Here is a 23,433-nt window from a genome sequence, read left to right on the forward strand (position 1 = left end):
AGGAGCCGGGTGCGTCAATTGCGCATGCCCGGATCTGAGGGGGGCCGGGTCGAGCAATCGCCCGGTCTACCCGACTATCACAGCCCGGGCTGGTTCGGCAGCTTCAAGGATCACGTCGTCGACCTGACGCCCTACATCGAGAAGTACGACTTTGACGTCGATGCCTACCCGGAACGTATCCGCGAATCACACATGGAGAGTAGTTCACGCCCCGGCGAGATCATCGCCCTGCCCACTACGCCGGCTGCCCCCATGCTGATCGCCCGCGAGGACTACTTCGAGCACCCCGACGAGAAGGCGGCGTTCGAGGAACAATATGGTCGCGAGCTCGAGGTCCCTCAGACCTGGCAGGAACTCTACGAGGTGGCCGAGTTCTTCACCCGCGAGGAGGGGGAAACGGTCGCCGGCGAGATCCTGGAGCATGACCTCTACGGCTGGACCGACGCACTGGGCGCTGGTAGCGGGGTGGCGCGCAGCTTCATCGTGATGCTCTACTCCACCGGCCTGGAGGGCTGGAACGAGGATTACGAGCCGGATCTCGACCATCCGATCCTGGTCGATGCCGCCAATCTCTTCGTCGACCTGGCCAACGATGTGGCGCCACCCGCGGCACGCAACTGGGACTTCCTCGAGGGTCTGAGCTATTTCCGCGACGGCCGCCTGGCGATGGCCACCATGTGGCCCCAGGGCCTCTCCACCGTGGAGGATCCTCAGGGTGAGGCCGCGGGCAATGTCCATTACCAGCCACTTCCCGAATTCGAGGGCAACCTCAAGGGCTATGAGCAGGGTGTGCCCTTTCTGGGCGGTGGCGGCGTCTTCGTCCTCGATACCGATAACGCCGAAGAGTCCTTCAAGTTCCTCAAGTGGATGCTGCAGGACAACGAGATAGAGTGGGGCAAGCGCACCAAGCAGTTCTCGCGCAAGGCGCATTTCCAGAGCGAGGAGTTGCGCAACCTCGAGCCGCACTATGCCGACTTCCTGCCCGCTTATGAGCAGACCCTGAAGCATGTATTCGTTCGCCAGGGAATTCCCGAGTATGGCACCGCCATGTGGCAGGGTACCGTGGACTTCGCCACCGATGTGCTCAGTGGCGATCTGACCCCGGAGCAGGCCCAGGATCGCTGGGTTGACAACATGCGGCGTACCTTCCAGCGCGCCGGCTATCTCGAGAGATAAGCAGTTCCATTCCGGTCGGTGTCAGCCGACACCGGCCGGTTGACTGCCTGACTCACGATCTTTCGAGGTATTCCCGATGCAGAACACTAGTCTCAATCGCTACACGCGAGGTTGGTACTTCGTGTTGCCCGGCCTGGTGGCCATGATACTGATCGTGGCCTTTCCCCTGGGCATAGCGGCACGCTTCAGCCTCCACGACGTCTTTCTCTATGATTTCAACAACCAGTGGTTCGTCGGCCTGGAGAACTACGCCCGTGCCTGGACCGACCCCCTGTTTCTCAACTCGGTAAAGGTGACCCTGCTCTTTACCCTGGCCAATACCCTCGGCTGCCTGATCGTCGGCATGCTGGTGGCCTTCCTGCTCAGCGGCAAGCGAATCCGCTTCAAGGCGGGCTGGATGGCGCTGTTCCTGATGCCCTTCGTGATGACCCCGGTGATCGTCGGCATCACCTGGCGACTCTTCATGTGGGAACCGGATTTCGGCGTGATCAATCAGTTGCTGGGCCTGATCGGCATCGACGGCCCCTACTGGCTGACCGACAGTGCCACGGCGCTGTTCGCCACGGCGCTGACCAATGCCTGGCACCTGATCCCGATGGCCATCCTGGTGCTATACGCGGCCCTGACTACGATCCCTGACGAGATGTACGAGGCTGCCCGGGTGGATGGCGCCGGCGCCTTCCAGACGCTCTGGCATGTAGTGCTGCCGATGATTCGCGCCCACATCCTATTCGTGTCGATCATCATCATGACCAGCGCCTTCCGCGAGTTCGACATGGTCTACACCATGACTGGCGGGGGCCCGGGTCGCTCCACCACGGTGATGAGCATCCTGGCCTACAATCGCGGCATCGCCAATCAAGACATGGGCATGGCCAACACCATCGCCTTCACCATGTTCATGATCATGGCCGTGGTCGCCTGGCTCTATATCAAGGTCTACAAGGTCAACAAGGAGGCCAGCGCATGAACGATCGACAGAAAGCTAACCTGCTGCTGGGTGGCCAGTATGCCGGCCTCATCCTCTGGTTGCTGGTGGCGCTGATGCCACCGGTGATCCTGCTGGCCGCGGCCTTCAACGAGACAGCCATGTTCCGCTCGCCGCTGGCCTTACTGACCATGAGCGAATTCACCCTCGACAACTTCACCACCGCCTTCAGCGCCGGCGACTTCTGGTTCTTCTTCCGTAACAGCCTGATCATCTCGGTTGCGGCGGTGATCATCTCGGTGGTGGTCTGTGTGCCCATGGCCTATGGCCTCAACAAGCTGCGTCCGCGGGTGCGCGGGGCGCTGTCCTTCGCCGTGCTGGCGATGCGCTTCCTGCCCCATGTGGTGCTCGCGCTGCCCCTGTTCCTGATCTTCGTTGACCTGGGTCTTTCCGGATCGCGTACCGGGCTGCTGCTGGCCCACCTGGCGATCCATATCCCCTTCGCGGTGTGGATGATGGTGGGCTTCTTCGAGAACGTCCCCAAGGAAATGGAGGAGGCCGCCATCGTCGACGGCTGTGGTCCCTGGAAGCTGTTCTGGAGCATTTCCTTGCCGGTAGTGCGGCCTGGCCTCAATGCCCTGGCGATCCTGGTATTCATCATGTCCTGGAATGAGTATCTCTTCGCGCTCTTCCTGGCGGGCAGTGACGCCCAGCCGTTGACGGTGGGCATCACCCGCTTCATGGGTGGTGTCGAGGCCGGCGCCCAGTACGGGGTGATTGCGGCCTATGCCAGCCTGATCGTGCTGCCGGTGATCATCTTCGCCCTGCTGGCCAACCGCTACATCGTCTCCGGCATGACCGCCGGCGCCGTCAAGGGCTGAACCCGGGAGCTCGATGCGGCGGGCGTCTGCCTGATGGAAGCCCTGTTCGAGGTCGGCTGCCATCCCCTGGACGGCATCCGCAGGATGCCGGGATCAGGCCCGGGCAGGGGCGGCGTAGGCGCCTGCCTGGGCCTCTTCGAGCAGGTGGCAGGCGGTGCGCTTGCGCTCGATGAACTGCGCGAGCAGGTCGTCGAGCGCCGGCAGCTGGCAGTAGCGGACCATCAGTTCGCTGAAGCGTCGCGAGAAGTCGGCGACAGCCAGGGCATGGCTCAGCGTCAGGAAGGCCATGGCGTCGTCGGTGATGAACAGGTGAAGCTGGCTTGCCCCCGGTAGCGTCGGGTGGCGGGAGGGGCCCGTTGGCAGGTACTGACGCAGCTCCAGCTGCTCGGCCAGCGCCTCCAGGGCAGCGATGCGCTGCTCGCACTCGATGCCCAGCGCCGCCATCAGGCGGCTGACATGGGGCTGGGTGGGCAGGAAGCTCAGGGCCAGGCCGCGATAGCGCTCCATCTCGCGTGACTCGTGTTCGTGGGCGAGCAGCAGCGGCTCGTCCGCGGGGCAGGGGCGGGCTCGTGTCCCGAGGGTGATGGCAGGCATGGATCTCTCCTTTATGGTCTTCCGGGCCTCTTCCGGGCACCGTCAAATTAAGGTAGTAGGCCCAGTTCGGCGCCACCCCTGACGTCGATCAAATTCGTCCCCGGATCAGTAGAAAGTACCAGAGAGCTCATGACCGCGCCGTGAGCGCCTTGCGCTGCCGCAGGGCGGCATTGTCGCCGCTCGCTCCGGCGACATACACTGCCTGAAACCGCACAGGCAGGCCGACATGCTCGATCTCTCCCCCGCCACCCCCGTTGCCCCCGGTCCGCTCGAGGCGGAGCCGCCGCTGCGCACGGCGGTCAGCCGGCGACGGGACCCCGGGGGAGCAGCCCGGGAGCTGGCCGGGGCGCTGCGGCATGCCGAGCTCGGCTTCGTGCTCTTCTTCTGCAGCGCCGAGTATCCCCTGGCCGCGCTCTCCTCGGCCCTCGACGAGGCCTTCGAGGGCGTGGCGGTGGCGGGCTGCACCACCGCCGGGGAGATCACCCCAGAGGGCTACGGGCGGGGCTGCATCGTCGCCATCGGCCTCGACCGCCGCCACTTCGCCGTCTCCTGCGCCTTGGTCGAGGACCTGGCGGGCTTCGACCTGATCCGTGCCCAGCGGCTGGTCGATGGCCTGCTCGACGACTGTCGTGGCCGGGCCCTGGCCCCGGTGGGGGAGCACAGCTTTGCCCTGACCCTGCTCGATGGCCTCTCCAGTTGCGAGGAGCAGGTGCTGGCGACCCTGGATGCCGCCCTGGGGCGCATCCCCAGCTTCGGCGGCTCCGCCGGCGACGACAACCGCCTGGCCCATACCCATGTGCATGCCGACGGCCGCTTCCATGGCCAGGCGGCGGTGGTGGTGATGATCAACACCCGGCTGCCCTTCGAGGTCTTCACCACCCATCACCTGCGCCCGCGGGAGGAGAAGCTGGTGGTCACCCGCGCCGACCGCGAGCGACGCCGGGTGCTGGAGCTCAACGCCCTGCCGGCCGCCGAGGAGTTCGCCCGGCTGGTGGGCCTGCCGGTCGAGGCCCTGGTGCCCGAGGTGTTTGCCCGCCATCCGCTGGCGGTGCGCCTGGGCGAGGCGCATTTCGTGCGCTCCATCCAGCGGGTCAACGACGACGGCAGCCTCAGCTTCTATTGCGCGGTGGAGAACGGCATCGTACTCACCGCCATGCAGCCGGCCCCGCTGCTGGAGGACCTCGAGGCGGTCTTCGCCGGGCTCACCGCGCGGCTCGGCGAGCCGGCGCTGATCATCGGCTGCGACTGCTTCCTGCGCCGGCTCGAGCTGGAGGCCCTGGGGCTGGTGGCCCCGGCCTCTCGCCTGCTGGGCCGCTCGCGGGTGATCGGCTTCAATACCTATGGGGAGCAGCACCATGGCATGCACATCAACCAGACCTTCACCGGGGTTGCCATTGGATCTCTCCCGGCCACGCCAGACGCCTGACGACGCCGGCCCGCGGGAGCGGGAACTGCTGGAGGAGAATGCTCGCCTGCGGCGGATCGCCACCGCCCTGATGGAGCGCGTGGAATCGGCGGGCGTGGCGGGCGGCGCCCCCTATGCGGCCTTCGAGCATGCGGTGCTGCTCGCCGAGCAGGTGCGCGAGCGCACCGAGACGCTGCAGCGCACCCTCGCCGAGCTGCATGCCGCAAAGGCGGAGGCGGAGGCGGCCAACCTCTCCAAGACCCGTTTTCTGGCCGCGGTGAGCCACGACCTGCTGCAGCCGCTGAATGCCGCCCGGCTATTCACCAGCGCCCTGGAGGAGCACCCCCTGCCCGAGCCCTCGACCCGGCTGGTGGGCCATATCGGCCGCTCGCTCAAGGACGTGGAGGCGCTGCTCGGCACCCTGGTGGACATCTCGCGGCTCGATGCCGGGGTGCTCGAGCCGGATATCGCCCCCTTCCCCGTCGCCCGGCTGCTCGACGTGCTGGCCGAGGAGTACCGCCAGATGGCCGCGGCCCGGGGGCTCGAGCTGCACTATGTGGGCAGCGGCGCGGTGGTCGCCTCGGACCTGGCGCTGCTGGCCCGGGTGGTTCGCAACTTCCTGACCAACGCCATCCGCTACACCGGGCGCGGCAAGATCCTGCTGGGCTGCCGCCGCCGCCCCGAGGGGGTCGAGATCCTGGTGGGGGACAGCGGGCCGGGGATCCCCGAGGCGCAGCGCGAGGCGATCTTCCAGGAGTTCCAGCGCCTGGGCGGTAATCGCGATGCCGAGGATCGCGGGCTGGGGCTGGGACTGGCCATCGTCGACCGCATCGCGGGGATGCTCGGCCACCCCCTGCGGCTGGCCAGCGTGCCGGGCCGCGGCTCGCTCTTCTCGGTGCGGGTTCCCCATGGCCGATTGCCGGTGACATCGCCACCTTCCCAGGCCACGGCGGCCTCGCCGCGGCTGGGCAGCGTCCTGGAGGGGGCGCGTATCTGGGTGATCGACAATGACCCCGGCATCTGCTCGGGGATGGCCGCGCTGCTCGAGGGCTGGGGCTGCCGGGCGCTGACCGCGACCTCGCTGGCCGACCTGGAGGGCAAGGCCGCCGGCGCGCGCGCGGACGTGCTGCTCGTCGACTTCCACCTGGGTGAGGAGGCCCCCGATGGCCTGGCGGTGGCGGCGCGGCTGCGCGAGCGCCAGCCGGGGCTCCCGGTGCTGGTGATCACCGCCAACCACGACGCGGCGATCAAGGGCCTGACCCGGCAGCTGGGTTATGGCTGCCTGCTCAAGCCCCTGAAGCCGCTGCGGCTGCGCATGGCCCTGATCGACCTGCTGGGCGGTGTCTCAGCGTGACGGGCCGTGGCGCTCGGCCAGCAGGGCCTCGAGGTCGGCCTCGCCGGCGGCGAGGATCGCCTGGACCCGGCCCGGCACACCGAGCTTGCGCAGGATCGCCGAGACATGGGTCTTCACCGTGGTCTCGGCGATGTCGAGCTCCCGGGCGATCACCTTGTTGGAGGCGCCGCGGCTCAGGCGCAGCAGCACCTCGAGCTGCTTGTCGGTCAACTCGGCGAAGCGCGGGCCGGGCGAGGGCGTGTCGACCCCGACGGAGGGAGAGCACGGGACGGCGGGACGCCGCATGATCTCCGGCGGCAGGTAGACCTGGCCTTCCAGCAGCTGGGCCAGCGCCGCGAGCAGGTCCTGGCGCGGCGTCGACTTGGGGATGTAGCCGACCGCGCCCAGGTCGAGGGCGTCGAGGATGGTGCGCCGCTCCTGGTCGGCCGAGAGGATCGCCACCGGCAGCCAGGGGTGCGCCGCGCGCAGCGCCCGCAGGCCCTCGAGCCCGCTGGCATCGGGCAGGCCGAGGTCGAGCAGCACCAGGTCCAGCTCCCCGCAGGCCCCGGCATGGCGTAGGGCCGCCTCCAGGCTCTCCGCCTCCAGCAGCCGGCTGTCGGGCAGGCCGGCCTCGATCACCGCCGCGATCGCCTCACGGAACAGCGGATGGTCATCGGCGACCATCAGGGTGTGCATGGGCAAATCCCTCGTGGACTCGTCTCGCCTCCTACCGAAGGAGGAGGCCCTCTCCTGCCACCGGAGTATGTCGCACAAGGCGGCGCTGACCAACACTGGGGAGTGTATCGCCACAACGACAACAGTCAGGAGTCACGCCATGATCTACGCCAACCCCGGCCAGTCCGGTTCGCTGGTCAGCTTCGAGACACGCTACGGCAACTACATCGGCGGCGAGTTCGTGCCGCCGGTGAAGGGCCAGTACTTCGACAACGTGAGCCCGGTCAACGGCGAGGTGTTCTGCGAGATTCCCCGTTCGAGTGCCGAGGACATCGACAAGGCGCTGGACGCCGCCCACGCCGCCGCGCCGGCCTGGGGCAAGACCTCCGCCGCCGAGCGCTCCAACGTGCTGCTGAAGATTGCCGATCGCATGGAGCAGAACCTCGAGATGCTCGCCGTGGCCGAGACCTGGGACAATGGCAAGGCGGTGCGCGAGACCCTCAACGCCGACCTGCCGCTGGCCGTCGACCACTTCCGCTATTTCGCCGGCTGCATCCGCGCCCAGGAGGGCACCGCCGCCGACATCGACGCCAACACCGTCGCCTACCACTTCCACGAGCCGCTGGGCGTGGTGGGGCAGATCATTCCCTGGAACTTCCCGCTGCTGATGGCCGTGTGGAAGCTGGCGCCGGCGCTGGCCGCGGGCAACTGCGTGGTGCTCAAGCCCGCCGAGCAGACCCCGGCCTCGATCCTCGAGCTGATGAAGCTGGTCGGCGACCTGCTGCCTCCGGGGGTGGTCAACATTGTCAACGGCTACGGCGCCGAGGCCGGCCAGGCACTCGCCACCAGCAAGCGCATCGCCAAGATCGCCTTCACAGGCTCCACCCCGGTGGGCGCGCACATCCTCAAGTGCGCCGCCGAGAACATCATCCCTTCCACGGTGGAACTGGGCGGCAAGTCGCCGAACATCTACTTCGCCGACATCATGAACGCCGAGCCCGAGTTCATCGACAAGGCCGCCGAGGGCCTGGTGCTGGCCTTCTTCAACCAGGGCGAGGTGTGCACCTGCCCGTCCCGGGCGCTGATCCAGGAGAGCATGTACGACGCCTTCATGGCCAAGGTCATGGAGAAGGTGGGCCAGATCACCCGCGGCAACCCCCTGGATACCGACGTCAAGGTCGGCGCCCAGGCCTCCCAGGAGCAGTTCGACAAGATCATGTCCTACATGGAGATCGCCCGCGAGGAGGGCGCCGAGTTCCTCACCGGCGGTGAGCGGGAGTCCCTGGATCCGGCCATCAACAACGGCTACTACATCCAGCCGACGCTGCTCAAGGGCCACAACAAGATGCGCGTCTTCCAGGAGGAGATCTTCGGCCCGGTGGTGGCGGTGACCACCTTCAAGGACGAGGAGGAGGCGCTGGCCATCGCCAACGACACCGAGTTCGGCCTGGGCGCGGGCGTCTGGAGCCGCGACATGAATGTCGCCTTCCGCATGGGGCGCGGCATCCAGGCCGGCCGCGTGTGGACCAACTGCTACCACCAGTACCCGGCCCATGCCGCCTTCGGCGGCTACAAGAAGTCCGGCGTCGGCCGCGAGACCCACAAGGTGGCCCTGGAGCACTACCAGCAGACCAAGAACCTGCTGGTCAGCTACGACATCAACCCGCTGGGCTTCTTCTGACCGGCGGCGTCGGACGACGCCTCGGCAGCAATGAGCAGGCCACTGGCGCGACGCGAGTCGCGCCTTTTTTGTCTCGCCGCTACACGTCGCGGCCGCTTTGCGTCATCATCTCTCGCCCGGAGCCCGCGGAGAGAGCATGGCGATGATCGACCTCGAAGCCCTCGACCTCCACCAGGAGCGTCTGCAGCGCGTGGTGTCGCTGGTCAGGTCCAGCGGTGCGCGCCGGGTGCTCGACCTGGGGTGCGGCTCCGGCGGGCTGCTGCAGTACCTGCTGCGCGACGCCCAGTTCGAGCGGGTGGTGGGCCTGGAGCTCTCCGGCGAGCTGCTGGCCCAGGCCAAGCTGCGCCTGGAGTCGCTGCCGGCCGCCCGGGCGGGGCGCCTCGAGCTGGTCTGCGGCTCCTATGCCGACTCCCACCCGGCGCTGGTCGGCTTCGATGCCGCGGCCATGGTGGAGACCATCGAGCATGTCCCGCCCGAGTCGCTCTCCCGGGTCGAGCGCGCGGTGTTCGCCGGGCTGCGGCCGCAGCTGCTGGTGATGACCACCCCCAACCACGAATACAACCCGCTCTATGATCTGGCACCGGGCGAATTCCGCGACCCCGACCACAGGTTCGAGTGGGACCGGGCGCGCTTCCGCGACTGGGCACAGGGCGTGGCGCGCCGCAATGGTTACCGGGTGCGCTTCTCGGGGATCGGCGAGATGGACGCCCACCTCGGCCAGCCGACCCAGGTGGCGCGCTTCGCGCGCTGAGCCGAGAGCTCACGCCAGTCCCAGTACCCTGGCCTCCTGTCGGCGTCGCGCCTGCCGGTCCCGGAGGGCGGCGATGGCCAGCAGCAGGAAGCCGGCGAGCTCCACCAGGGGATGATAGGCGATGAAGAGTGCCTGGAGGATGGCCGCGCTGCCCATCACGGCCAGCAGCGTCGGTGCCAGGGCGTGGTGTCGTCGATGGCCGGCGGGCAGTGCCGCCAGGGTCAGCAGAACGAAGCCGGCAATCACCAGCGCCCAGGTTCCGTCGTCCAGGGCCAGGCCAAGACCGAGCAGCGGCAGGAGGGCAGCCAGCGCGAGGGTGCCATAGCAGGAGAGCAGCGCCAGGCCCAGGGCGGCAATGCCCAGCAGGCCACGACGCTGCAGCATCCGCAGCCAGCGCCGCGGGTCGAGCCTCAGCCACGCCTGCCTGAGGCGAGAGGGCGCCCGCTCTCCCCGGTGCATGCCGACCTCGATGGCATGGGCGCCGAAGCCCGCCGCGACCTCCCGGGTCTGGGCGCTGGGACTCAGGGCGAAGTAGTCGTGGCGGCCCACCACCTCGACCGCCTCGAAGCCGGCCTCCTCGAACAGGGCCAGCAGCTCCTCCTTCACCGTCGCCCCCACCACGCACTCGACCCAGAGGCGCGGGTCCTCGTGACAGTCCACCGAGACCGGGCGATGGATCACCACGTCGGCGAGCTGCAGGCGACCCCCCGGCCTGAGCACTCGGAACATCTCGGCCACGGCCCGGCGCTTGTCCGGTACCAGGTTGAGGGCACCGTTGCTGGTGATGGCATCGAGGCTGGCGTCGGCAAACGGCAGCCGTTCCGCCGAGGCCTGGACCACGTCGAGCCGGTCGATGCCGCGGTCTTCGGCGGCGTCGCGCAGCTTGCGGGTCATGGCGGCGGTGAGGTCCAGGGCGATGACGCGACCGCCTGGCCCCGCGAGCCGGCGGGCGATCAGCGCATCGACCCCGGCCCCGGCGCCGATGTCGAGCACCCGGTCGCCGGCGCGGATGGCGCCGCCACGAAAGGGGTAGCCGACGCCGGCGAAGGAGGCGAGCAACGCTTCGGGCAGGGGGGCCGTCAGTGCCGGGGGGTAGCCCAGCTGTCGGCAGGCGGCGGCGCCCACCGGGAAATGGAAGGGCGACGCCGGCGTCTCGGCGACGGCCGTGTACATGCCCTGCACGGCGTCGCGGATCTGCCGGGGTGAATAACCGAGTATCGCCACCATGGGATCGCTCCTTTCGGGTCAGCGGGTGGCGTCGTGCTCGTCGTCGAAGCGGTCGATCAGGTCCCGAATGCGTCGATGCAGTCGCGGCGGGGCCGCTGCCGTGCCGGTGGCCTCCACCCTGGCCCGAAGTCGTTTCTCGAATTCGGCGCGCGTGAAGCAGTCGCGGCACCGGTGCAGGTGCCGCTCGATATCGGCCGCCTGCTGGCCGTCCAACTCCCGGTCGAGGTAGTTGAAGAGCCGTTCGATGACCTCCTCGCAGGTCAGTGGCCGTCCGCTCATGGCTGCTGGTCCCCCTCTCCCTGGTGGGTGGATGCCCGATGGCCGGCGATGACACCGGCCTCCCTGGCCTGTTGCCACAGCATCTTCTGCAGCAGGCCCCGTGCCCGGCTCAGGCGCGAGCGGACGGTGCCCAGCGGAATCCCCAGCAGGCGGGATACCTCCCCATACGTATAGCCCTGCACCTCGACGAGCACAATCGCCACCCGGAAGGCATCGGGCAGGGCGTCGATGGCCCGTTGCAGGTCCTCCTCGAGCAGGTTCTGGAAGAACTGTTCCTCGAGACTGCCCCACCACAGCAGGAAGGGCTGATGCAGCTGCTGGAAGAGCGTGAAACTGCCGATATCGAGCTCGTCCGGTGACGGCGCCTCGGGATCCAGGGGGCGCTGTGGGCGGCTCTGCCGGCGGCGCCAGTCGCTGATGAAGGCATTGGTGAGGATGTGGAACAGCCAGCCCTCGAAACGCTGCGGGTCGCGCAGCTCATCGAGGCGTGCCCAGGCCTTGGCGACCGCCTCGGCGACGATGTCCTCGGCGTCATCCGGGTCGCAGGTCAGGCGCTGGGCGGTGCCGTAGAGCCGGTCCATCAGCGGCTCCAGGCGCTGCGCAAACCACTGCCGGCGTTCGCCGGGCGGGCATTCGGTCATGGCCACCCCCGGTGCGCCCCGTTGCAGGATGGCGGGCCAGGGCAGCGGGGAGCGGGTGATTGGCTGGGCAAGGCTCATGGCTCACCTCTTCGAGCTTGGAACCCCCGCGGCCGTTCGACAAGCCGTGGGCCTCTGCAGGGACGCATCAATGGCCGCCAGGGTTCCCGGCCAGGGTCGGGAACGATCGCCGGGAACCATCGTCGGGAGCCCTGGCCCGGGAACAATGCGGCCACCGGCTGCGTCCTCGGGGAGACGCGGCACCCGCGTGCCGTGGCGCGAAGGCGACAACGACAAGAGGAGAGCCATCATGACCATCATCGAAGCATCCACATCACCCGCGGTGGATCGCGGTGAGCTCGAGGCGCGGGTCAAGGCGATGTATCGCGAGGTGGCCGAGACGCCAGACGCGGAGTTCCATTTCGAGATGGGGCGCGCGCTGGCCGAGCGCCTGGGCTATGACCCGGCGGGACTGGACCGGATACCCGCAGCGGCCATCGACTCCTTTGCCGGGGTCGGCCACTTCCTGGACCTGGCGGCGATTCGCCCCGGCGAGCGCGTGCTTGACCTGGGCAGTGGCGCCGGGATGGACAGCTTCCTGGCCGCCCTGGCGACGGGCCCGGAGGGGCAGGTGCTGGGGCTCGACATGACCGATGCCCAGCGCCTCAAGGCGCAGCGCCTGGCCGAGGAAGCGGGATTCGCCAACGTGGCCTTCCATGCCGGCCATATCGAGTCGCCCCCCTTCGACGACGGCAGCGTCGACGTGGCGATCAGCAACGGCGTCATCAATCTGTCGGCGGACAAGCCGCGGGTCTTCGCCGAGGCGGCCCGGGTCCTGCGCCCGGGCGGGCGGCTGGCGCTGGCCGACATCGTCACCGAGTCGCCGCTGCCGGAGAAGGTCTCCTGCAATGCCACCCTGTGGGCCGCCTGCATCGGCGGGGCCAGTCAGGTGGACGACTACCGGGCGGCCATCGAGGCGGCGGGGTTCGAGGTGCAGATGCTCCGCGAGCACCCCGAGTACCGCTTCCTGACCGACTCGGCGCGAGGCGCTAGCGAGACCTATGGCGTCAAGAGCATTTCGCTGCTGGCCATCCGGCGCTGAGGCGCCGGCTCCGACCGGCATGACACGGCCTCGACATGACAATCCAATGAAGAGGAGGTCGCATCATGAACCCCAAGACCCTGACGCAGACCCTGTCCGCCACGCTCCTCGGCCTGGCCCTGGCCACGGCTGTCCAGGCGGCCCCCTACCAGGGCGACGGCCACCTGATCGGCAGCGCGGACGAACTCGAGTGGGGGCCGGTGGCCTCCATGGGGGAGGGCGCCGAGATCGCCATCATCGAGGGTGACCTGAGCCAGGAGGCTCCCTTCACCATCCGCCTGAGGCTCGAGGATGGCTACGAGATCCAGCCCCATGTCCATCCGGCCTACGAGCGAGTGACGGTGCTCGACGGCACCCTGCACTTCGCCCATGGCGAGAGCTACGACCCCGACGCGACCCAGGCCCTGGCGCCAGGCGACTTCGCCATCATGTCCCCGGGCGACCCCATGTTCGGCCATGCCGAGGGCGAGACGCTGTTCCAGCTGCACGGCACCGGTCCCTGGGGCATCGAGTATCTCGATCCGGCGGACGATCCCCGCAACTAGGCAAGCGAGGCGGCGCCGCACCCCGCCGCGGGGCGCGGCGCCCTTGCCTTGATGTCGGGAGAGGCTAGCATGGCGGTATCCCCCTCATCTGTCTCGAGGAGCCGTCATGTGGCAGCAGCAGGAACTGCGTCTCGCGCCGCGCTCGCGCGGCTTTCACCTGATCACCGGCGAGGTGGTCGACGGCCTGCCCGGCTTGCGGGAGGTCTCCATGGGGCTGCTGCACCTGCAGCTCTTGCACACCTCGGCGTCGCTGACCCTCAACGAGAATGCCGACCCGGACGTGCGCCATGACCTGGATGCCTTCCTGCGCGAGCGGATCCCCGGCGACCTGCCCTACTTCCGTCACACCCTGGAGGGGCCGGACGACATGCCGGCCCATGTCTGCGCCAGCCTGCTCGGCACCCAGCTGACCCTGGCGGTGCGCGATGGTCGCCCGGTGCTCGGCACCTGGCAGGGGCTCTGGCTGGGAGAGCACCGGGACCACGGCGGTGCGCGACGACTGATCGCGACCCTCAACGGGGCCTGATCCGCATCGAGCTCTGATGGCGTCCCGCGTGATTGTCAGGCCTCCGTGAACACCACCGGGGGTTGGGGGGCGCGATTTACCGACAGCGAGAAGAGGTCCGGCCGGGCATAGTGGCCGCTGACATCCAGCGAGCGACGTGCCCGGCGGGCGGTCTCGACCTCGAGCTCGGCATAGAGGATGCCCTTCTCGCGATTTAGGGGCCCCGCTGCCACCTCGCCCGAGGGGGCAATGACCACCGCATTGCCGACGTTGACCCACTCCTCCGGGGTGTAGAGCCTGTCGCGCTCGGGGAAGGAAGCGGGGATGTCGCTTCCCTGGAGGGCGGTGGCCGTGCCGATCACCCAGCAGCCGCCCTCCCTGGCGATATGTCGCAGCGAGGCGAGCGCGATGTCGCTGCAATCCCAGGTCGGGTTGATGAAGACCTCCAGGTCCTGGGCATAGAGGGCATAGCGCGCCAGCGGCATGTAGCTTTCCCAGCAGATCAGGGTGCCGAGGCGTCCAGCGGGGGTCTCGACCACCTTGAGCCCGCTGGCATCGCCCATGCCCCAGACCATGCGCTCGGGGTTCGTCGGCATCAGCTTGCGGTGGCGATTCAGCAGCCGCCCATCCGGGCCGATCACGACCACGCTGTTGAACAGGGTGGTGCCGCTGTAGCGGCTGTCGATCTCGTTGAGGCCCGTCACCAGAGTCACCCCGTGCCGCGCGGCCGCCTCCTGGAGGGGCTCAAGGGTGTCGCCGCCGAGGTCGACGGCATTCTCGCGCAGCCTGGCATGCAACTCGCTGGCCAGCGCCATGTCACCGCCCGGGGCGAGTCGCCAGATCCAGGTCGGATAGCCCGGGATATGGGCTTCGGGAAAGACCAGCAGGGTCGCCCCGGCAACGGCGGCCTCATCGATCGACGCCAGCATCCGCTCGATGGTCGCGTCTCGCTGGAGCAGTACCGGGGGCTTCTGGATCACCGCAACCGTCGTGGCCATGAGAGGGTCCTTGTGCGCGGTGTGGGCGCCGAAGGACACCAATCACGGGCACTAGCCTGACCTTCACTATAGCGGCGAGGGGAGGGCGGCGCCCGGGATCCGCAAGGAAGCAGGCGGCCGGATGAGCCGGTTGGCGTCAGGGACAGGTGTCGCCAATCATCATTTCGGTGGCCATGACCCGGGATTCGGCGGGTTCCATCCCGAGGATCATGCGCGCGGCGATGCGGCCCTTCTCGGTGCTGTCCTGGCGGATGGTGGTCAGCCGGGGAGCACGATACTGCCCCTCGGCGATGCCGTCGAAACCGGTCAGCCGCAGGTCCTCGGGGATGCGCAGGCCGCGCTGCTCGGCGAGCGTCACCACGGTCAGGGCGATGCGGTCGGACATGCACAGCAGCAGGTCGGGCCGCTCATCCTCCGGCAGGTCGAGGATCTCCTCGATCACCGGGGTGCAGACCTCGAAGGTGTTCTCCTCGATGTTCCACATCGGCACCTCGGCCGGGTCGATGCCGGCCTCGACGAAGGCCCGCTGGAAGCCGGCGAGGCGGGCCCGGGTGATGGTGCGTCCGGCCGAGAGCAGCGCCTGGTCGTCGTCGATGCGGCCATTGCAGGGCTGCTCGGTCAGTCTCAGGTTGATCACCGCGGGGCGTCGCGTCGGCGTCCTCAGGGCATGCCGGGCGATGGCGTAGCAGGCCGGCTCGTTGTCGACGTGCACCGTGGCGTGGTCCTCGATATCGAAGTCCACCGCCACCAGGGGGCGCTCGGGAGGGAGGTCGGAGAACAGCTTCAGGCTCGGCATCAGGCCATAGATGATGAAGCCATCGGCAATGCTCGAGGCGCCGGGCACGCTGGCGGCGTTCTGGCGCCCCGAGAGCAGCAGCAGGGTGTGGCCGCGAGTGTCGAGCACCTCGGCGATGCCCGAGAGCAGCTCGCTGGAGACCGCATCGTTGAGGCTGTAGGTCAGGCTCTCGGCGAGGATCACGGCGATGATCCGCGAGCGGCCCGTGCGCAGGCTGCGGGCCCGGGCGTCGGGGCCGCTGTAGCCCAGGCGCCGGGCCTCGGTAAGGATGTGCTCGCGCAGCTTCGGGGAGAGCTGGTCGGGCCGGTTGAAGGCGTTGGAGACGGTGGCCGTGGAGACACCGAGCTCGCGAGCCAGGTCCTTGAGGGTCATGCGACGTGGCGGTATCAAGACGTTTCCTTGCTAAGCAATTCGTCGACTAGGATAGCCGCTCCTTGACCGACGGGACAGGATCGGTTCGCGATGGCGCCCGCACGGTTCGCGGGCCCGGCCCTCCCGATCAGGCAGCGCGCCGGCCCCGTGCGATCTCCAGGGCCCGGTCCTCGGCATCGAACAGGTGCACATGCTCGAGTTCCGGCACCAGGGCGACCCGCTGGCCGAGCTCCCAGCGGCTGGGCGCCTCGCTGCGGTGGATCAGCAGGGTGTCGCCGACCCGGGGCTCGAGGTAGACGTAGACCTCGTTGCCCAGGTACTCGACGTTGACGATCTCGAAACTGTTGTCGCCGTCGGCCTCGGCCAGGCGCAGGTGCTCGGGGCGCACGCCCAGCGACAGCTCGGCGCCAGGCCCCTGGCCGCTGGCGTCCTGGGGCAGCGACAACTCGCCGAGCCCCGGGGCCCGGACCCGGCAGCCCTCTTCGCTGCCGCCGAGCAGTTCGGCCGGCATGAAGTTCATGGTGGGCGAGCCGATGAAGCCGGCGACGAACCTGGTGGCCGGCTGCTGGTAGAGCGTCTGGGGGCTGCCGACCTGCTCGATGCGGCCGTCGCGCAGTACCACGATCTTGTCCGCCAGGGTCATCGCCTCCACCTGGTCATGGGTGACGTAGATCATGGTGGAGCCCAGGCGGTGGTGCAGGCGGGCGATCTCGTTGCGCATCTGCACGCGCAGCGAGGCATCCAGGTTGGAGAGCGGCTCGTCGAACAGCAGGATGCGCGGCTCCCGTGCCATGGCGCGTCCCATGGCTACCCGCTGGCGCTGGCCGCCGGAGAGCTCCTTGGGCTTGCGGTGCAGGAGCTCCTCGAGCTGCAGGATGCGGGCCGTGGCCATCACCCGCTCATCGACGGTCTCGTTGGCCATCTTGGCCAGCTTGAGGCCGAAGGCCATGTTCTCGTAGACCGTCATGTGCGGGTAGAGGGCGTAGGACTGGAACACCATGCCCACGCCGCGCTCGCGCGGCGGGAGGTCGTTGACCACGTCGTCGGCGATCCTGAGCTCGCCGTCGCTGATCGACTCCAGCCCGGCGATCAGGCGCAGCAGGGTCGACTTGCCGCAGCCCGAGGGGCCGACGAAGACCACGAACTCGCCGTTGCCGACCCTGAGGTCGACATCCTTGATGATATGGGTGCTGCCGAAGGTCTTGTTGAGCCTTTCCAGTGTCACGCTTGCCATCTTGCGACTCCTGGCCGGCCTCGGGGGCCGGCCCTTGTTGTGTGTTGTCAGTGGTCGAGGGCCAGGAAGGCCGCCTGATAGGGCGGCAGGGTCAGGGTGTCGCCATCGAGTGCCGAGACGAAGCCGTGCCCCTGGAGCGGGATGCCGGCGTGGGGCAGCGTCGTGCTCAGGGTCCTGCCGCCGAGGTTGAAGAGGCACAGCAGGCGCTCCTGGGCGCTTTCGCGCACGAAGCCGAGCAGCTCCTCGCCGACGTCGACCAGGGTGAGGTCGCCGTCGACCAGCGCCGGATGCGCGGCGCGGAAGGCCAGCAGCGTGCGGGTGGCGGCCAGCGGCGAGCTGGGGTCGGCCTGCTGGTTCTCGACGGCCAGCGGCAGGTGGCGCTCCTCCACTGGCAGCCAGGGCTCCACGGGCGAGAACCCGCCCTGCGGGGCCTGGCGCCAGGGCATCGGCGTGCGGCAGCCATCGCGGCCCTTGAACTCCGGCCATAGCACCTTGCCGTAGGGGTCCTGGATGCGCTCGAAGGGCACCTCGGCCTCGGGCAGGCCGAGCTCCTCGCCCTGGTAGAGGCAGACGCTGCCGCGCAGCGAGAAGAGCATGGCCAGCATCACCTTGGGGTAGGCCACGGGATCCTCGCCTCGGCCCCAGCGGGTGGCGCTTCTCTCCACGTCATGGTTGGAGGTCGCCCAGCAGGGCCAGGCGTCGCCGGCCAGGCGCTGGAAGCGCTCGATCACCTCGCGGATGTAGGCCGGCGAGTGGGGCGCGTTGAGCAGGTCGAAGGTGTAGGCCATGTGCAGCTTGTCGCCGCCGGCGGTGTATTCGGCCATGCGCTCGAGCGGGTTGTCGTCGCCGATCTCGCCCACCGTGGTGGTGCCGGGGAACTCATCCATCAGGGCGCGCAGCTCGCGCAGGAAGTCCAGGTTCTCCGGGCGGCTGATGTCGTGGACGTGGCGCTGCCAGGTATAGGGATTGGCATCCGGCGCGCCCAGGGTCTTGGGACTGCCCGCCGGCACCGGGGGGTTGTCGGTGAGTGCGGCGTCGTGGAAGTAGAAGTTGACGGTGTCCAGGCGGAAGCCGTCGACGCCGAGCTCCAGCCAGAAGCGCATGTTGTCCAGCTGTGCCTGCCTGACCTCGGGGTGATGGAAGTTGAGGTCCGGCTGGCTGGTCAGGAAGTTGTGCAAATAGTACTGGCGGCGGCGCGGGTCGAAGGTCCAGGCCGGCCCGCCGAAGATCGACAGCCAGTTGTTGGGTGGCGTGCCGTCGGGTTTGGGGTCGGCCCAGACGTACCAGTCGGCCTTGGCGTTGGTGCGATCGGCGCGGCTCTCCTGGAACCAGGGATGCTGGTCCGAGGAGTGGCTGATCACCTGGTCGATCATCACCTTCAGGCCCAGCGCGTGGGCCTTCGCCAGCAGGGCCCTGAAGTCCTCCAGGGTGCCGAACATCGGGTCGACGTCGCGGTAGTCGCTGACGTCGTAGCCGAAGTCGAGCATCGGCGAGGTGAAGAAGGGCGACAGCCAGATGCCGTCCACGTTCAGGCTGGCGACGTAGTCCAGCGTCTCGGTGATGCCCGCCAGGTCGCCGATGCCGTCAGCGTTGCTGTCCATGAAGCTGCGCGGGTAGATCTGGTAGATGACGCCGCCGCGCCACCAGGTCAGGTTGTCTTGCATCTCGGGGTCCATGTGTTGGTTCATCCTTTGACGGCGCCGGCAGTCAGGCCGGAGACGATGCGCTTCTGGAAGATCATCACCAGGATCACCAGGGGCACGGTGACGGTCACCGAGGCGGCCATGATCGGCCCCCAGGGCAGCTCGTGCTGGCTTCCTCCGGAGATCAGGGCGATCGCCACCGGCACGGTGCGCTGGTCGTCGGTGAGGGTGAAGGTCAGGGCGAAGAGGAATTCGTTCCAGGCGGCGATGAAGGCCAGCAGGCCCGTGGTCGCCATGGCCGGCCACATCAGCGGCAGGAACACCTTGGTGATGGTCACCCAGGGGGTGGCGCCGTCCATGATCGCCGCCTCTTCCAGTTCCATGGGCAGCTGCTTCATGAAGGTGGTCAGCACCCAGACGGTGAAGGGCAGGGTGAAGATGGTGTAGCTCAGGATCAGGCCGGCCGGGTTGTTGTAGAGGCCGAGCCCCCGGATCACCTCGAAGAGCCCCGAGAGCACCGCCACCTGGGGGAACATGGAGACCCCGAGGATCACCAGCATCACCGTGGTCCGGCCGCGGAAGCGGACCCGGCCCAGCGCATAGGAGGCGGTGATGCCGAGCAGCAGGGCGATGAAGACCACGGAAAGCGAGACGATGATCGAGTTGAAGATGGCGCGCACGAAGCTCTTCTGGGTGAAGATCTGCACGTAGTTGCCGAAGTCCACCGTCGACAGCCAGAAGTCGACCCGGAACAGGTCGCCGGAGGGCTTCAGCGAGGTGATCACCGCGTAGTAGAAGGGGAAGATCGCGTAGACCATCACCACGGCGATCAGGGCATAGAACCCGACCCGCTTGGCGAGCTTGATCAGCTGATACTGGTTCATTGGTCGACTCCCAGTTGGCGGCGGCCCAGGTAGAGGTAGATCACCACGGCCAGGGCGATGATCAGGAACAGCATCGTCGAGGCGGCGCTGCCGTAGCCGACGTCCTGAAACTCGACCAACTGTTGGCGGGCGTAGATCGACATGGTCATGGTGCTGGTGGAGTTGGAGGTCAGCACGTAGATCACGTCGAACACCCGCAGGGCATCGAGCAGGCGGAAGATCACCGCCACCAGCAGGGCCGGGGTGATCAGTGGCAGGGTCACGCGGAAGAACACCTTGACCGGATGGATGCCGTCGACCTCGGCGGCTTCAAAGCAGTCCTTGGGCAGCATCTGCAGGGCGGCCAGCACCAGCAGTGCGACGAAGGGGATGGTCTTCCAGACGTCGACCATGATCACCGCCCACATGGAGTAGCTGGCGCTGGCGGTCCAGGCGATGGGCGAGTCGATGATGCCGACCGCCATCAGCAGGTGGTTGATGATCCCGAACTGGTCGTTGAGCATCCAGGCCCACATCTTGGCCGAGACGATGGTGGGGATGGCCCAGGGAATCAGCACCGCGGCGCGCACCAGCATGCGGCCCTTGAACTCGGCGTTGAGCAGCAGGGCGACGATGATGCCGAACACCACCTCCAGCGACACCGAGACGACGCTGAAGTAGAGGGTGTTCCACACCGAGGTCCACCACACCGGGTCGGTGAGCAGGCCGTACCAGGCGCCGTCGTCATGGACCAGGTAGTTCTCGATGCCGATGAAGGCGGCGCCGGCGGTATCCGACAGCGAGGCATCGGTGAAGCTGAAGTAGAAGGTGCGCAGCAGCGGCCAGCCGGCGACCAGCGTCAGCGCCACCAGCATGGGCGCAAGGAACAGCCAGGCGGCGCGGACCCGCTGGCGGCGCACCTTGGTGCCGCGATAGCCGGCTGGTGAGGAGCGCCCCACCTGGGGGGCGCGTTCGGTGACGGGAGTCGACATGGGGACCTCCTGGGTTACCAGCGGCGACGCTTGATGCGGGAGAGTTCGCTGTCCACCTGGGTGACGGCCTCGGCGCCGCTCTGGTCACCGGAGAGCACCTGGTGCACGGCGTTGAAGAAGCTGTTGCTGACCCGGCCGTAGTTGTCGCCGGTGGGGGCGGAGGGGCGTGCCACGGCGTTGGTGAAGGTGTCGTAGAGGGTGCCGAAGAAGGGCACGGCGGCGAGCACCTCCTCATCCTCGTAGAGGGAGGCCAGGGTGGGGTTGTAGGCGCCCTCGATGGCGCGGCGCTTCTGTTCCGCCTCGCCGGTCAGGAAGGCCACCAGGTCGGCGGCGAGCTCGGGGTTCTCGGTGTAGCGGGAAACCGCCAGGTTCCAGCCGCCCAGGGTGGCGGCACTGCGGTTTTCCCCGCCCGAAGCCGCGGCGTTGGGGCCCTCGCCGCCGTGGGGCAGCTTGACCACGCCGACCTTGTCGCGCACGTTGCTGTCCTCGCTCTGGGCCAGGGACCAGGCATAGGGCCAGTTGCGCATGAACACCGCATTGCCGCTCTGGAAGATGCCGCGGGCTTCTTCCTCGGTGTAGTTGAGCACGCCGTCCGGCGAGATGTTGCCGATCCAGCTGGCGGCGAGGTCCAGCGCCTCGGCGGCCTGCGCGTTGTCGATGGTGATCTCGCCCTCGGCATCGACGATGGTGCCGCCGCCGTAGCTGGCGATCCACTCCAGGGCGTTGCAGGTCAGTCCCTCGTAGGCGCGGCCCTGGAAGACGTAGCCCCACATCCGGTCATTGCCGGCCTCGCGCTCGGCGGCCTGGATCTCGGTGGCGATCTCGGTCAGCGCCTCCCAGGTCTCGGGGGCCTCGACGCCATGCTCCTCGAGCAGGTCCTTGCGGTAGTAGAGCACCCCGGCATCGGTGAACCAGGGCATGGCCACGAGGCGATCGTCGATGGTGTTGTTGGCGACGATGGTCTCGAAGTGGCCCTCGGCGGCGTCCTCGCCGAGGGTCTCGCCGAGGTCGAGCAGGTGGTTGGCCAGCAGGCCCGGCCACACCACGTCGATCTGCATCACGTCGATGTCGCTGGACTGGGCGGAGAGGATCTGCTGGTAGAGCGACAGGCGCTCGGTGGAGGAGTTGGGGGTGGAGACGATGTCGACCTCGTGGCCGGTCTTCTCCTCCCACTGGGCGACGCCCTCCTCGCACAGGGTGAGCTCGGCGCCGACGGCGCCACAGGAGATGGTCAGGTCCGCCGCCTGGGCCTGGCTGCTGCCGGCGGCAGCGCCGGCCAGGGCGATGGCCGAGATCAGGGTCTTCTTGAACATGCTGGCTTCCTCGTCGCTTGTTGTTGTCGCTGTCATGGTGTGAGGGCCGATCGCGACTTCCCACCCGCAGGTGCTGTAGCCGTTCGCTCCCTCACGACTTAAACGATTAAGATCGTGTCCGGCACAGTTAGCCGGCGCTCACGCCGGAGTTCAACCACGACTTTGGTCGCAGCCTGCCTGACGGTCAGGCGACCTCATGGCCGCGGGCCGCCTCCAGCAGGGCGTACCACTCCCGGCGCGACAGGGAGAGCCGGGCCTCGTCGCGAAGGGTCGTGATCCGTGCCGGGTCGAGGGTGCCGATCACCGGCACCGGCGAACCCGGCAGGCGGCGCAGCCAGGCCAGGGCAACGCCGGCAGGGCTGACGCCATGGTGGGCGGCGAGACGCGCCAGGGCCTGGCCGGCGGCGCCCTGGAACAGGCTGCCACCATCCAGGGGCGACCAGGCCAGGGGCGAGAGGCCGTCCCGGCGCAGGGCATCGAAGTTGCCGTCGAACAGTGGCGCCGACCGGGTGAGGGAGAGCTGCAGCTGGTGGTGGGTCAGCGGATGGGACAGCGCCGCCTGCAGGCGGCGCCACTGCTCGGGCAGGAAATTGGAGACGCCCAGGGCGGCGACCTTGCCGGCCCGGACGGCATCGTCCAGCACCCGGGCGGTGGCCTCGACCTCCATCAGCGGGTCGGGGCGGTGGATCAGGAAGAGGTCCAGCCGCTCGACCCCGAGTCGCGCCAGGGCCCGGTCGATGGCGCCGGCAAGCCAGACCGGCGAGCTGTCGTAGTGCTTGGTGTCGCCGGGTGCCATCAGGATGCCGGCCTTGGTGACCACCCTGACCCGGGTGGCGAGGCCCGGCCGGCGGCGCAGGGCCTCGCCGAACAGGCGCTCGTTGTGGCCGTTGCCGCCATAGATGTCGGCGTGGTCGAACCAGTCGAGCCCCTGGTCGAGGCGCGCTTCGAGCCAGTCGGCCAGCCGCTCCGGCGCCTGCAGTTCGGGGCGCTCGTGCAGGCGCATCATGCCGAGCATCAGGGAGAGGGAAGGGTGTCCGGGCGTCATCGTGTGTCCTCGTCATGGTGTCGATGGGGCAGGGTATGTCATGGCGAGGAATGATTTGTAGTTTTATTACCTTGAGTGCGCCGATTTCCCGCTCAATATTTAGACATTGGTCGTAATATTACAAAAGACTTTTTGTGGTCGAGGTCTGAATCGATTAAGTTCCGGAAGGTATCTCGCGCCGGGGTGACGCTCCGGCCCCGGGGGACTCCCCACCCTTCGTGATGACCACCCGTCGCGACAACAACAAAGGACGAGAACGACAATGCACACTGTCACGCTCAAGAAGCCCCTCGCCATTGCCATCGCCGCCGCCAGCCTGGGGCTCGCCGGGATGGCCGGTGCCGACACCCACTCCCTCGAGGAGCGCCTCGCCGAGCTGGAGGCCCGCATCGCCGCCGCCGAGCAGCGGGCCGATGCCGCCGAACAGCGAGCCGAACTCGCCGAGCAGCAGGCCGAG

At 68.2% G+C, this 23,433-nt stretch carries 23 protein-coding genes and 1 pseudogene; 11 read left to right on the forward strand and 13 right to left on the reverse strand.

The window, feature by feature from the left end:
• The 3 genes from SCI24_RS14110 to SCI24_RS14120 form a co-directional block, all read left to right on the forward strand.
• On the forward strand, window positions 1–1,176 hold a 1,176-nt coding region (locus SCI24_RS14110), incomplete at its 5' end, for an extracellular solute-binding protein (protein WP_318725981.1).
• Window positions 1,177–1,252: 76 nt separating this feature from the next.
• On the forward strand, window positions 1,253–2,146 hold the full coding sequence (locus SCI24_RS14115) for a sugar ABC transporter permease (RefSeq protein ID WP_318725982.1): 894 nt from the start codon (window positions 1,253–1,255) through the stop codon (window positions 2,144–2,146).
• Window positions 2,143–2,985 carry a carbohydrate ABC transporter permease gene (locus SCI24_RS14120; RefSeq protein WP_318725983.1) on the forward strand — a complete coding sequence of 281 codons (843 nt, stop codon included), beginning with the start codon at window positions 2,143–2,145 and terminating at the stop codon, window positions 2,983–2,985. The genes SCI24_RS14115 and SCI24_RS14120 overlap by 4 nt, the downstream gene beginning before the upstream one ends.
• A gap of 93 nt (window positions 2,986–3,078) precedes the next feature.
• On the opposite strand, the gene SCI24_RS14125 is transcribed toward SCI24_RS14120, so the two are convergent.
• On the reverse strand, window positions 3,079–3,579 hold the full coding sequence (locus tag SCI24_RS14125) for a hypothetical protein (RefSeq protein ID WP_318725984.1): 501 nt from the start codon (window positions 3,577–3,579) through the stop codon (window positions 3,079–3,081).
• A gap of 226 nt (window positions 3,580–3,805) precedes the next feature.
• On the opposite strand from SCI24_RS14125, the gene nosP reads away from it, so the two are divergent.
• Window positions 3,806–5,005 carry a nitric oxide-sensing protein NosP gene (nosP, locus tag SCI24_RS14130; protein WP_318725985.1) on the forward strand — a complete coding sequence of 400 codons (1,200 nt, stop codon included), beginning with the start codon at window positions 3,806–3,808 and terminating at the stop codon, window positions 5,003–5,005.
• Window positions 4,935–6,338 (forward strand): hybrid sensor histidine kinase/response regulator, encoded by a 1,404-nt coding sequence (locus SCI24_RS14135; protein WP_318725986.1) that lies wholly within the window; start codon window positions 4,935–4,937, stop codon window positions 6,336–6,338. The genes nosP and SCI24_RS14135 overlap by 71 nt, the downstream gene beginning before the upstream one ends.
• Here SCI24_RS14135 and SCI24_RS14140 read toward each other — a convergent pair.
• The gene (locus SCI24_RS14140) at window positions 6,330–7,013 is read right to left on the reverse strand and encodes a response regulator transcription factor (RefSeq protein ID WP_318725987.1); all 684 of its coding nucleotides are present in this window, start codon (window positions 7,011–7,013) and stop codon (window positions 6,330–6,332) included. The genes SCI24_RS14135 and SCI24_RS14140 overlap by 9 nt on opposite strands.
• Window positions 7,014–7,152: 139 nt before the next feature.
• Here SCI24_RS14140 and SCI24_RS14145 point away from each other — a divergent pair, with 139 nt between their 5' ends.
• Both SCI24_RS14145 and SCI24_RS14150 read left to right on the forward strand, forming a co-directional pair.
• Window positions 7,153–8,673, forward strand: a complete 1,521-nt coding sequence (locus SCI24_RS14145) for an aldehyde dehydrogenase family protein (RefSeq protein ID WP_318725988.1) — start codon at window positions 7,153–7,155, stop codon at window positions 8,671–8,673.
• 136 nt (window positions 8,674–8,809) lie between these two features.
• Window positions 8,810–9,424 carry a methyltransferase domain-containing protein gene (locus SCI24_RS14150; RefSeq protein WP_318725989.1) on the forward strand — a complete coding sequence of 205 codons (615 nt, stop codon included), beginning with the start codon at window positions 8,810–8,812 and terminating at the stop codon, window positions 9,422–9,424.
• 9 nt (window positions 9,425–9,433) lie between these two features.
• Here the strand turns inward: SCI24_RS14150 and SCI24_RS14155 are convergent, their stop codons facing one another.
• Genes SCI24_RS14155 through SCI24_RS14165 form a run of 3 tightly spaced genes read right to left on the reverse strand, consistent with a single transcriptional unit; the run spans window position 9,434 to window position 11,649 of the window.
• Window positions 9,434–10,651, reverse strand: a complete 1,218-nt coding sequence (locus SCI24_RS14155) for a MerC family mercury resistance protein (protein ID WP_318725990.1) — start codon at window positions 10,649–10,651, stop codon at window positions 9,434–9,436.
• A gap of 18 nt (window positions 10,652–10,669) precedes the next feature.
• Window positions 10,670–10,930 (reverse strand): anti-sigma factor family protein, encoded by a 261-nt coding sequence (locus tag SCI24_RS14160; protein WP_318725991.1) that lies wholly within the window; start codon window positions 10,928–10,930, stop codon window positions 10,670–10,672.
• Entirely contained in the window at window positions 10,927–11,649 is a 723-nt protein-coding gene (locus SCI24_RS14165) for a sigma-70 family RNA polymerase sigma factor (RefSeq protein WP_318725992.1), read from the reverse strand. The genes SCI24_RS14160 and SCI24_RS14165 overlap by 4 nt, the downstream gene beginning before the upstream one ends.
• A 229-nt stretch (window positions 11,650–11,878) precedes the next feature.
• Between SCI24_RS14165 and SCI24_RS14170 the strand changes: the two genes are divergently transcribed.
• The 3 genes from SCI24_RS14170 to SCI24_RS14180 all read left to right on the forward strand — a co-directional run bounded on the left by SCI24_RS14170 (window position 11,879) and on the right by SCI24_RS14180 (window position 13,741).
• Window positions 11,879–12,670, forward strand: coding sequence for a methyltransferase domain-containing protein (locus SCI24_RS14170; RefSeq protein WP_318725993.1), 792 nt, complete (start codon window positions 11,879–11,881; stop codon window positions 12,668–12,670).
• A 65-nt stretch (window positions 12,671–12,735) separates the two neighbouring features.
• Window positions 12,736–13,215, forward strand: a complete 480-nt coding sequence (locus SCI24_RS14175; protein WP_318725994.1) for a cupin domain-containing protein — start codon at window positions 12,736–12,738, stop codon at window positions 13,213–13,215.
• 106 nt (window positions 13,216–13,321) lie between these two features.
• Entirely contained in the window at window positions 13,322–13,741 is a 420-nt protein-coding gene (locus tag SCI24_RS14180) for a secondary thiamine-phosphate synthase enzyme YjbQ (protein WP_318725995.1), read from the forward strand.
• A 35-nt stretch (window positions 13,742–13,776) separates the two neighbouring features.
• On the opposite strand, the gene SCI24_RS14185 is transcribed toward SCI24_RS14180, so the two are convergent.
• From SCI24_RS14185 to SCI24_RS14220, 8 genes are all read right to left on the reverse strand, one after another.
• Window positions 13,777–14,718: a carbon-nitrogen hydrolase family protein gene (locus SCI24_RS14185; protein WP_318725996.1), complete on the reverse strand. Its 942-nt coding sequence runs from the start codon at window positions 14,716–14,718 to the stop codon at window positions 13,777–13,779.
• 136 nt (window positions 14,719–14,854) lie between these two features.
• Complete coding sequence (locus SCI24_RS14190; RefSeq protein ID WP_318725997.1) at window positions 14,855–15,904, reverse strand: LacI family DNA-binding transcriptional regulator; 1,050 nt, start codon at window positions 15,902–15,904, stop codon at window positions 14,855–14,857.
• 109 nt (window positions 15,905–16,013) lie between these two features.
• Window positions 16,014–17,120: a sn-glycerol-3-phosphate ABC transporter ATP-binding protein UgpC gene (locus SCI24_RS14195; RefSeq protein WP_318725998.1), complete on the reverse strand. Its 1,107-nt coding sequence runs from the start codon at window positions 17,118–17,120 to the stop codon at window positions 16,014–16,016.
• A 47-nt stretch (window positions 17,121–17,167) separates the two neighbouring features.
• On the reverse strand, window positions 17,168–18,784 hold the full coding sequence (locus tag SCI24_RS14200; RefSeq protein ID WP_318725999.1) for an alpha-glucosidase: 1,617 nt from the start codon (window positions 18,782–18,784) through the stop codon (window positions 17,168–17,170).
• A gap of 20 nt (window positions 18,785–18,804) precedes the next feature.
• The gene (locus SCI24_RS14205) at window positions 18,805–19,647 is read right to left on the reverse strand and encodes a carbohydrate ABC transporter permease (protein WP_318726000.1); all 843 of its coding nucleotides are present in this window, start codon (window positions 19,645–19,647) and stop codon (window positions 18,805–18,807) included.
• Window positions 19,644–20,618: a sugar ABC transporter permease gene (locus SCI24_RS14210; RefSeq protein ID WP_318726001.1), complete on the reverse strand. Its 975-nt coding sequence runs from the start codon at window positions 20,616–20,618 to the stop codon at window positions 19,644–19,646. The genes SCI24_RS14205 and SCI24_RS14210 overlap by 4 nt, the downstream gene beginning before the upstream one ends.
• Window positions 20,619–20,632: 14 nt before the next feature.
• Window positions 20,633–21,931, reverse strand: coding sequence for an ABC transporter substrate-binding protein (locus SCI24_RS14215; RefSeq protein ID WP_318726002.1), 1,299 nt, complete (start codon window positions 21,929–21,931; stop codon window positions 20,633–20,635).
• Window positions 21,932–22,115: 184 nt separating this feature from the next.
• A complete protein-coding gene (locus SCI24_RS14220; RefSeq protein ID WP_318726003.1) occupies window positions 22,116–22,976 on the reverse strand; it encodes an aldo/keto reductase in 861 nt (286 codons plus the stop codon).
• 262 nt (window positions 22,977–23,238) lie between these two features.
• Between SCI24_RS14220 and SCI24_RS14225 the strand changes: the two are divergent.
• A pseudogene (locus tag SCI24_RS14225) lies at window positions 23,239–23,433 on the forward strand (porin); the annotation flags it as partial.

It is taken from the genome of Halomonas sp., from assembly GCF_033549285.1.
Taxonomy (GTDB): Bacteria; Pseudomonadota; Gammaproteobacteria; order Pseudomonadales; family Halomonadaceae; genus Halomonas.

Excerpts from the sequence above, each read along its gene's own strand:
- SCI24_RS14145 (WP_318725988.1), top strand. The coding sequence starts at position 7,153 with ATGATCTACGCCAACCCCGGCCAGTCCGGTTCGCTGGTCAGCTTCGAG.
- SCI24_RS14220 (WP_318726003.1), bottom strand. The coding sequence starts at position 22,976 with ATGACGCCCGGACACCCTTCCCTCTCCCTGATGCTCGGCATGATGCGC.
- SCI24_RS14195 (WP_318725998.1), bottom strand. The coding sequence starts at position 17,120 with ATGGCAAGCGTGACACTGGAAAGGCTCAACAAGACCTTCGGCAGCACC.
- SCI24_RS14125 (WP_318725984.1), bottom strand. The coding sequence starts at position 3,579 with ATGCCTGCCATCACCCTCGGGACACGAGCCCGCCCCTGCCCCGCGGAC.
- SCI24_RS14160 (WP_318725991.1), bottom strand. The coding sequence starts at position 10,930 with ATGAGCGGACGGCCACTGACCTGCGAGGAGGTCATCGAACGGCTCTTC.
- SCI24_RS14185 (WP_318725996.1), bottom strand. The coding sequence starts at position 14,718 with ATGGCCACGACGGTTGCGGTGATCCAGAAGCCCCCGGTACTGCTCCAG.
- SCI24_RS14210 (WP_318726001.1), bottom strand. The coding sequence starts at position 20,618 with ATGTCGACTCCCGTCACCGAACGCGCCCCCCAGGTGGGGCGCTCCTCA.
- SCI24_RS14215 (WP_318726002.1), bottom strand. The coding sequence starts at position 21,931 with ATGTTCAAGAAGACCCTGATCTCGGCCATCGCCCTGGCCGGCGCTGCC.
- SCI24_RS14170 (WP_318725993.1), top strand. The coding sequence starts at position 11,879 with ATGACCATCATCGAAGCATCCACATCACCCGCGGTGGATCGCGGTGAG.
- SCI24_RS14180 (WP_318725995.1), top strand. The coding sequence starts at position 13,322 with ATGTGGCAGCAGCAGGAACTGCGTCTCGCGCCGCGCTCGCGCGGCTTT.
- SCI24_RS14200 (WP_318725999.1), bottom strand. The coding sequence starts at position 18,784 with ATGCAAGACAACCTGACCTGGTGGCGCGGCGGCGTCATCTACCAGATC.
- SCI24_RS14120 (WP_318725983.1), top strand. The coding sequence starts at position 2,143 with ATGAACGATCGACAGAAAGCTAACCTGCTGCTGGGTGGCCAGTATGCC.
- SCI24_RS14205 (WP_318726000.1), bottom strand. The coding sequence starts at position 19,647 with ATGAACCAGTATCAGCTGATCAAGCTCGCCAAGCGGGTCGGGTTCTAT.
- SCI24_RS14150 (WP_318725989.1), top strand. The coding sequence starts at position 8,810 with ATGGCGATGATCGACCTCGAAGCCCTCGACCTCCACCAGGAGCGTCTG.
- SCI24_RS14115 (WP_318725982.1), top strand. The coding sequence starts at position 1,253 with ATGCAGAACACTAGTCTCAATCGCTACACGCGAGGTTGGTACTTCGTG.
- SCI24_RS14140 (WP_318725987.1), bottom strand. The coding sequence starts at position 7,013 with ATGCACACCCTGATGGTCGCCGATGACCATCCGCTGTTCCGTGAGGCG.
- SCI24_RS14135 (WP_318725986.1), top strand. The coding sequence starts at position 4,935 with ATGGCATGCACATCAACCAGACCTTCACCGGGGTTGCCATTGGATCTC.
- SCI24_RS14175 (WP_318725994.1), top strand. The coding sequence starts at position 12,736 with ATGAACCCCAAGACCCTGACGCAGACCCTGTCCGCCACGCTCCTCGGC.
- SCI24_RS14155 (WP_318725990.1), bottom strand. The coding sequence starts at position 10,651 with ATGGTGGCGATACTCGGTTATTCACCCCGGCAGATCCGCGACGCCGTG.
- SCI24_RS14165 (WP_318725992.1), bottom strand. The coding sequence starts at position 11,649 with ATGAGCCTTGCCCAGCCAATCACCCGCTCCCCGCTGCCCTGGCCCGCC.
- nosP (WP_318725985.1), top strand. The coding sequence starts at position 3,806 with ATGCTCGATCTCTCCCCCGCCACCCCCGTTGCCCCCGGTCCGCTCGAG.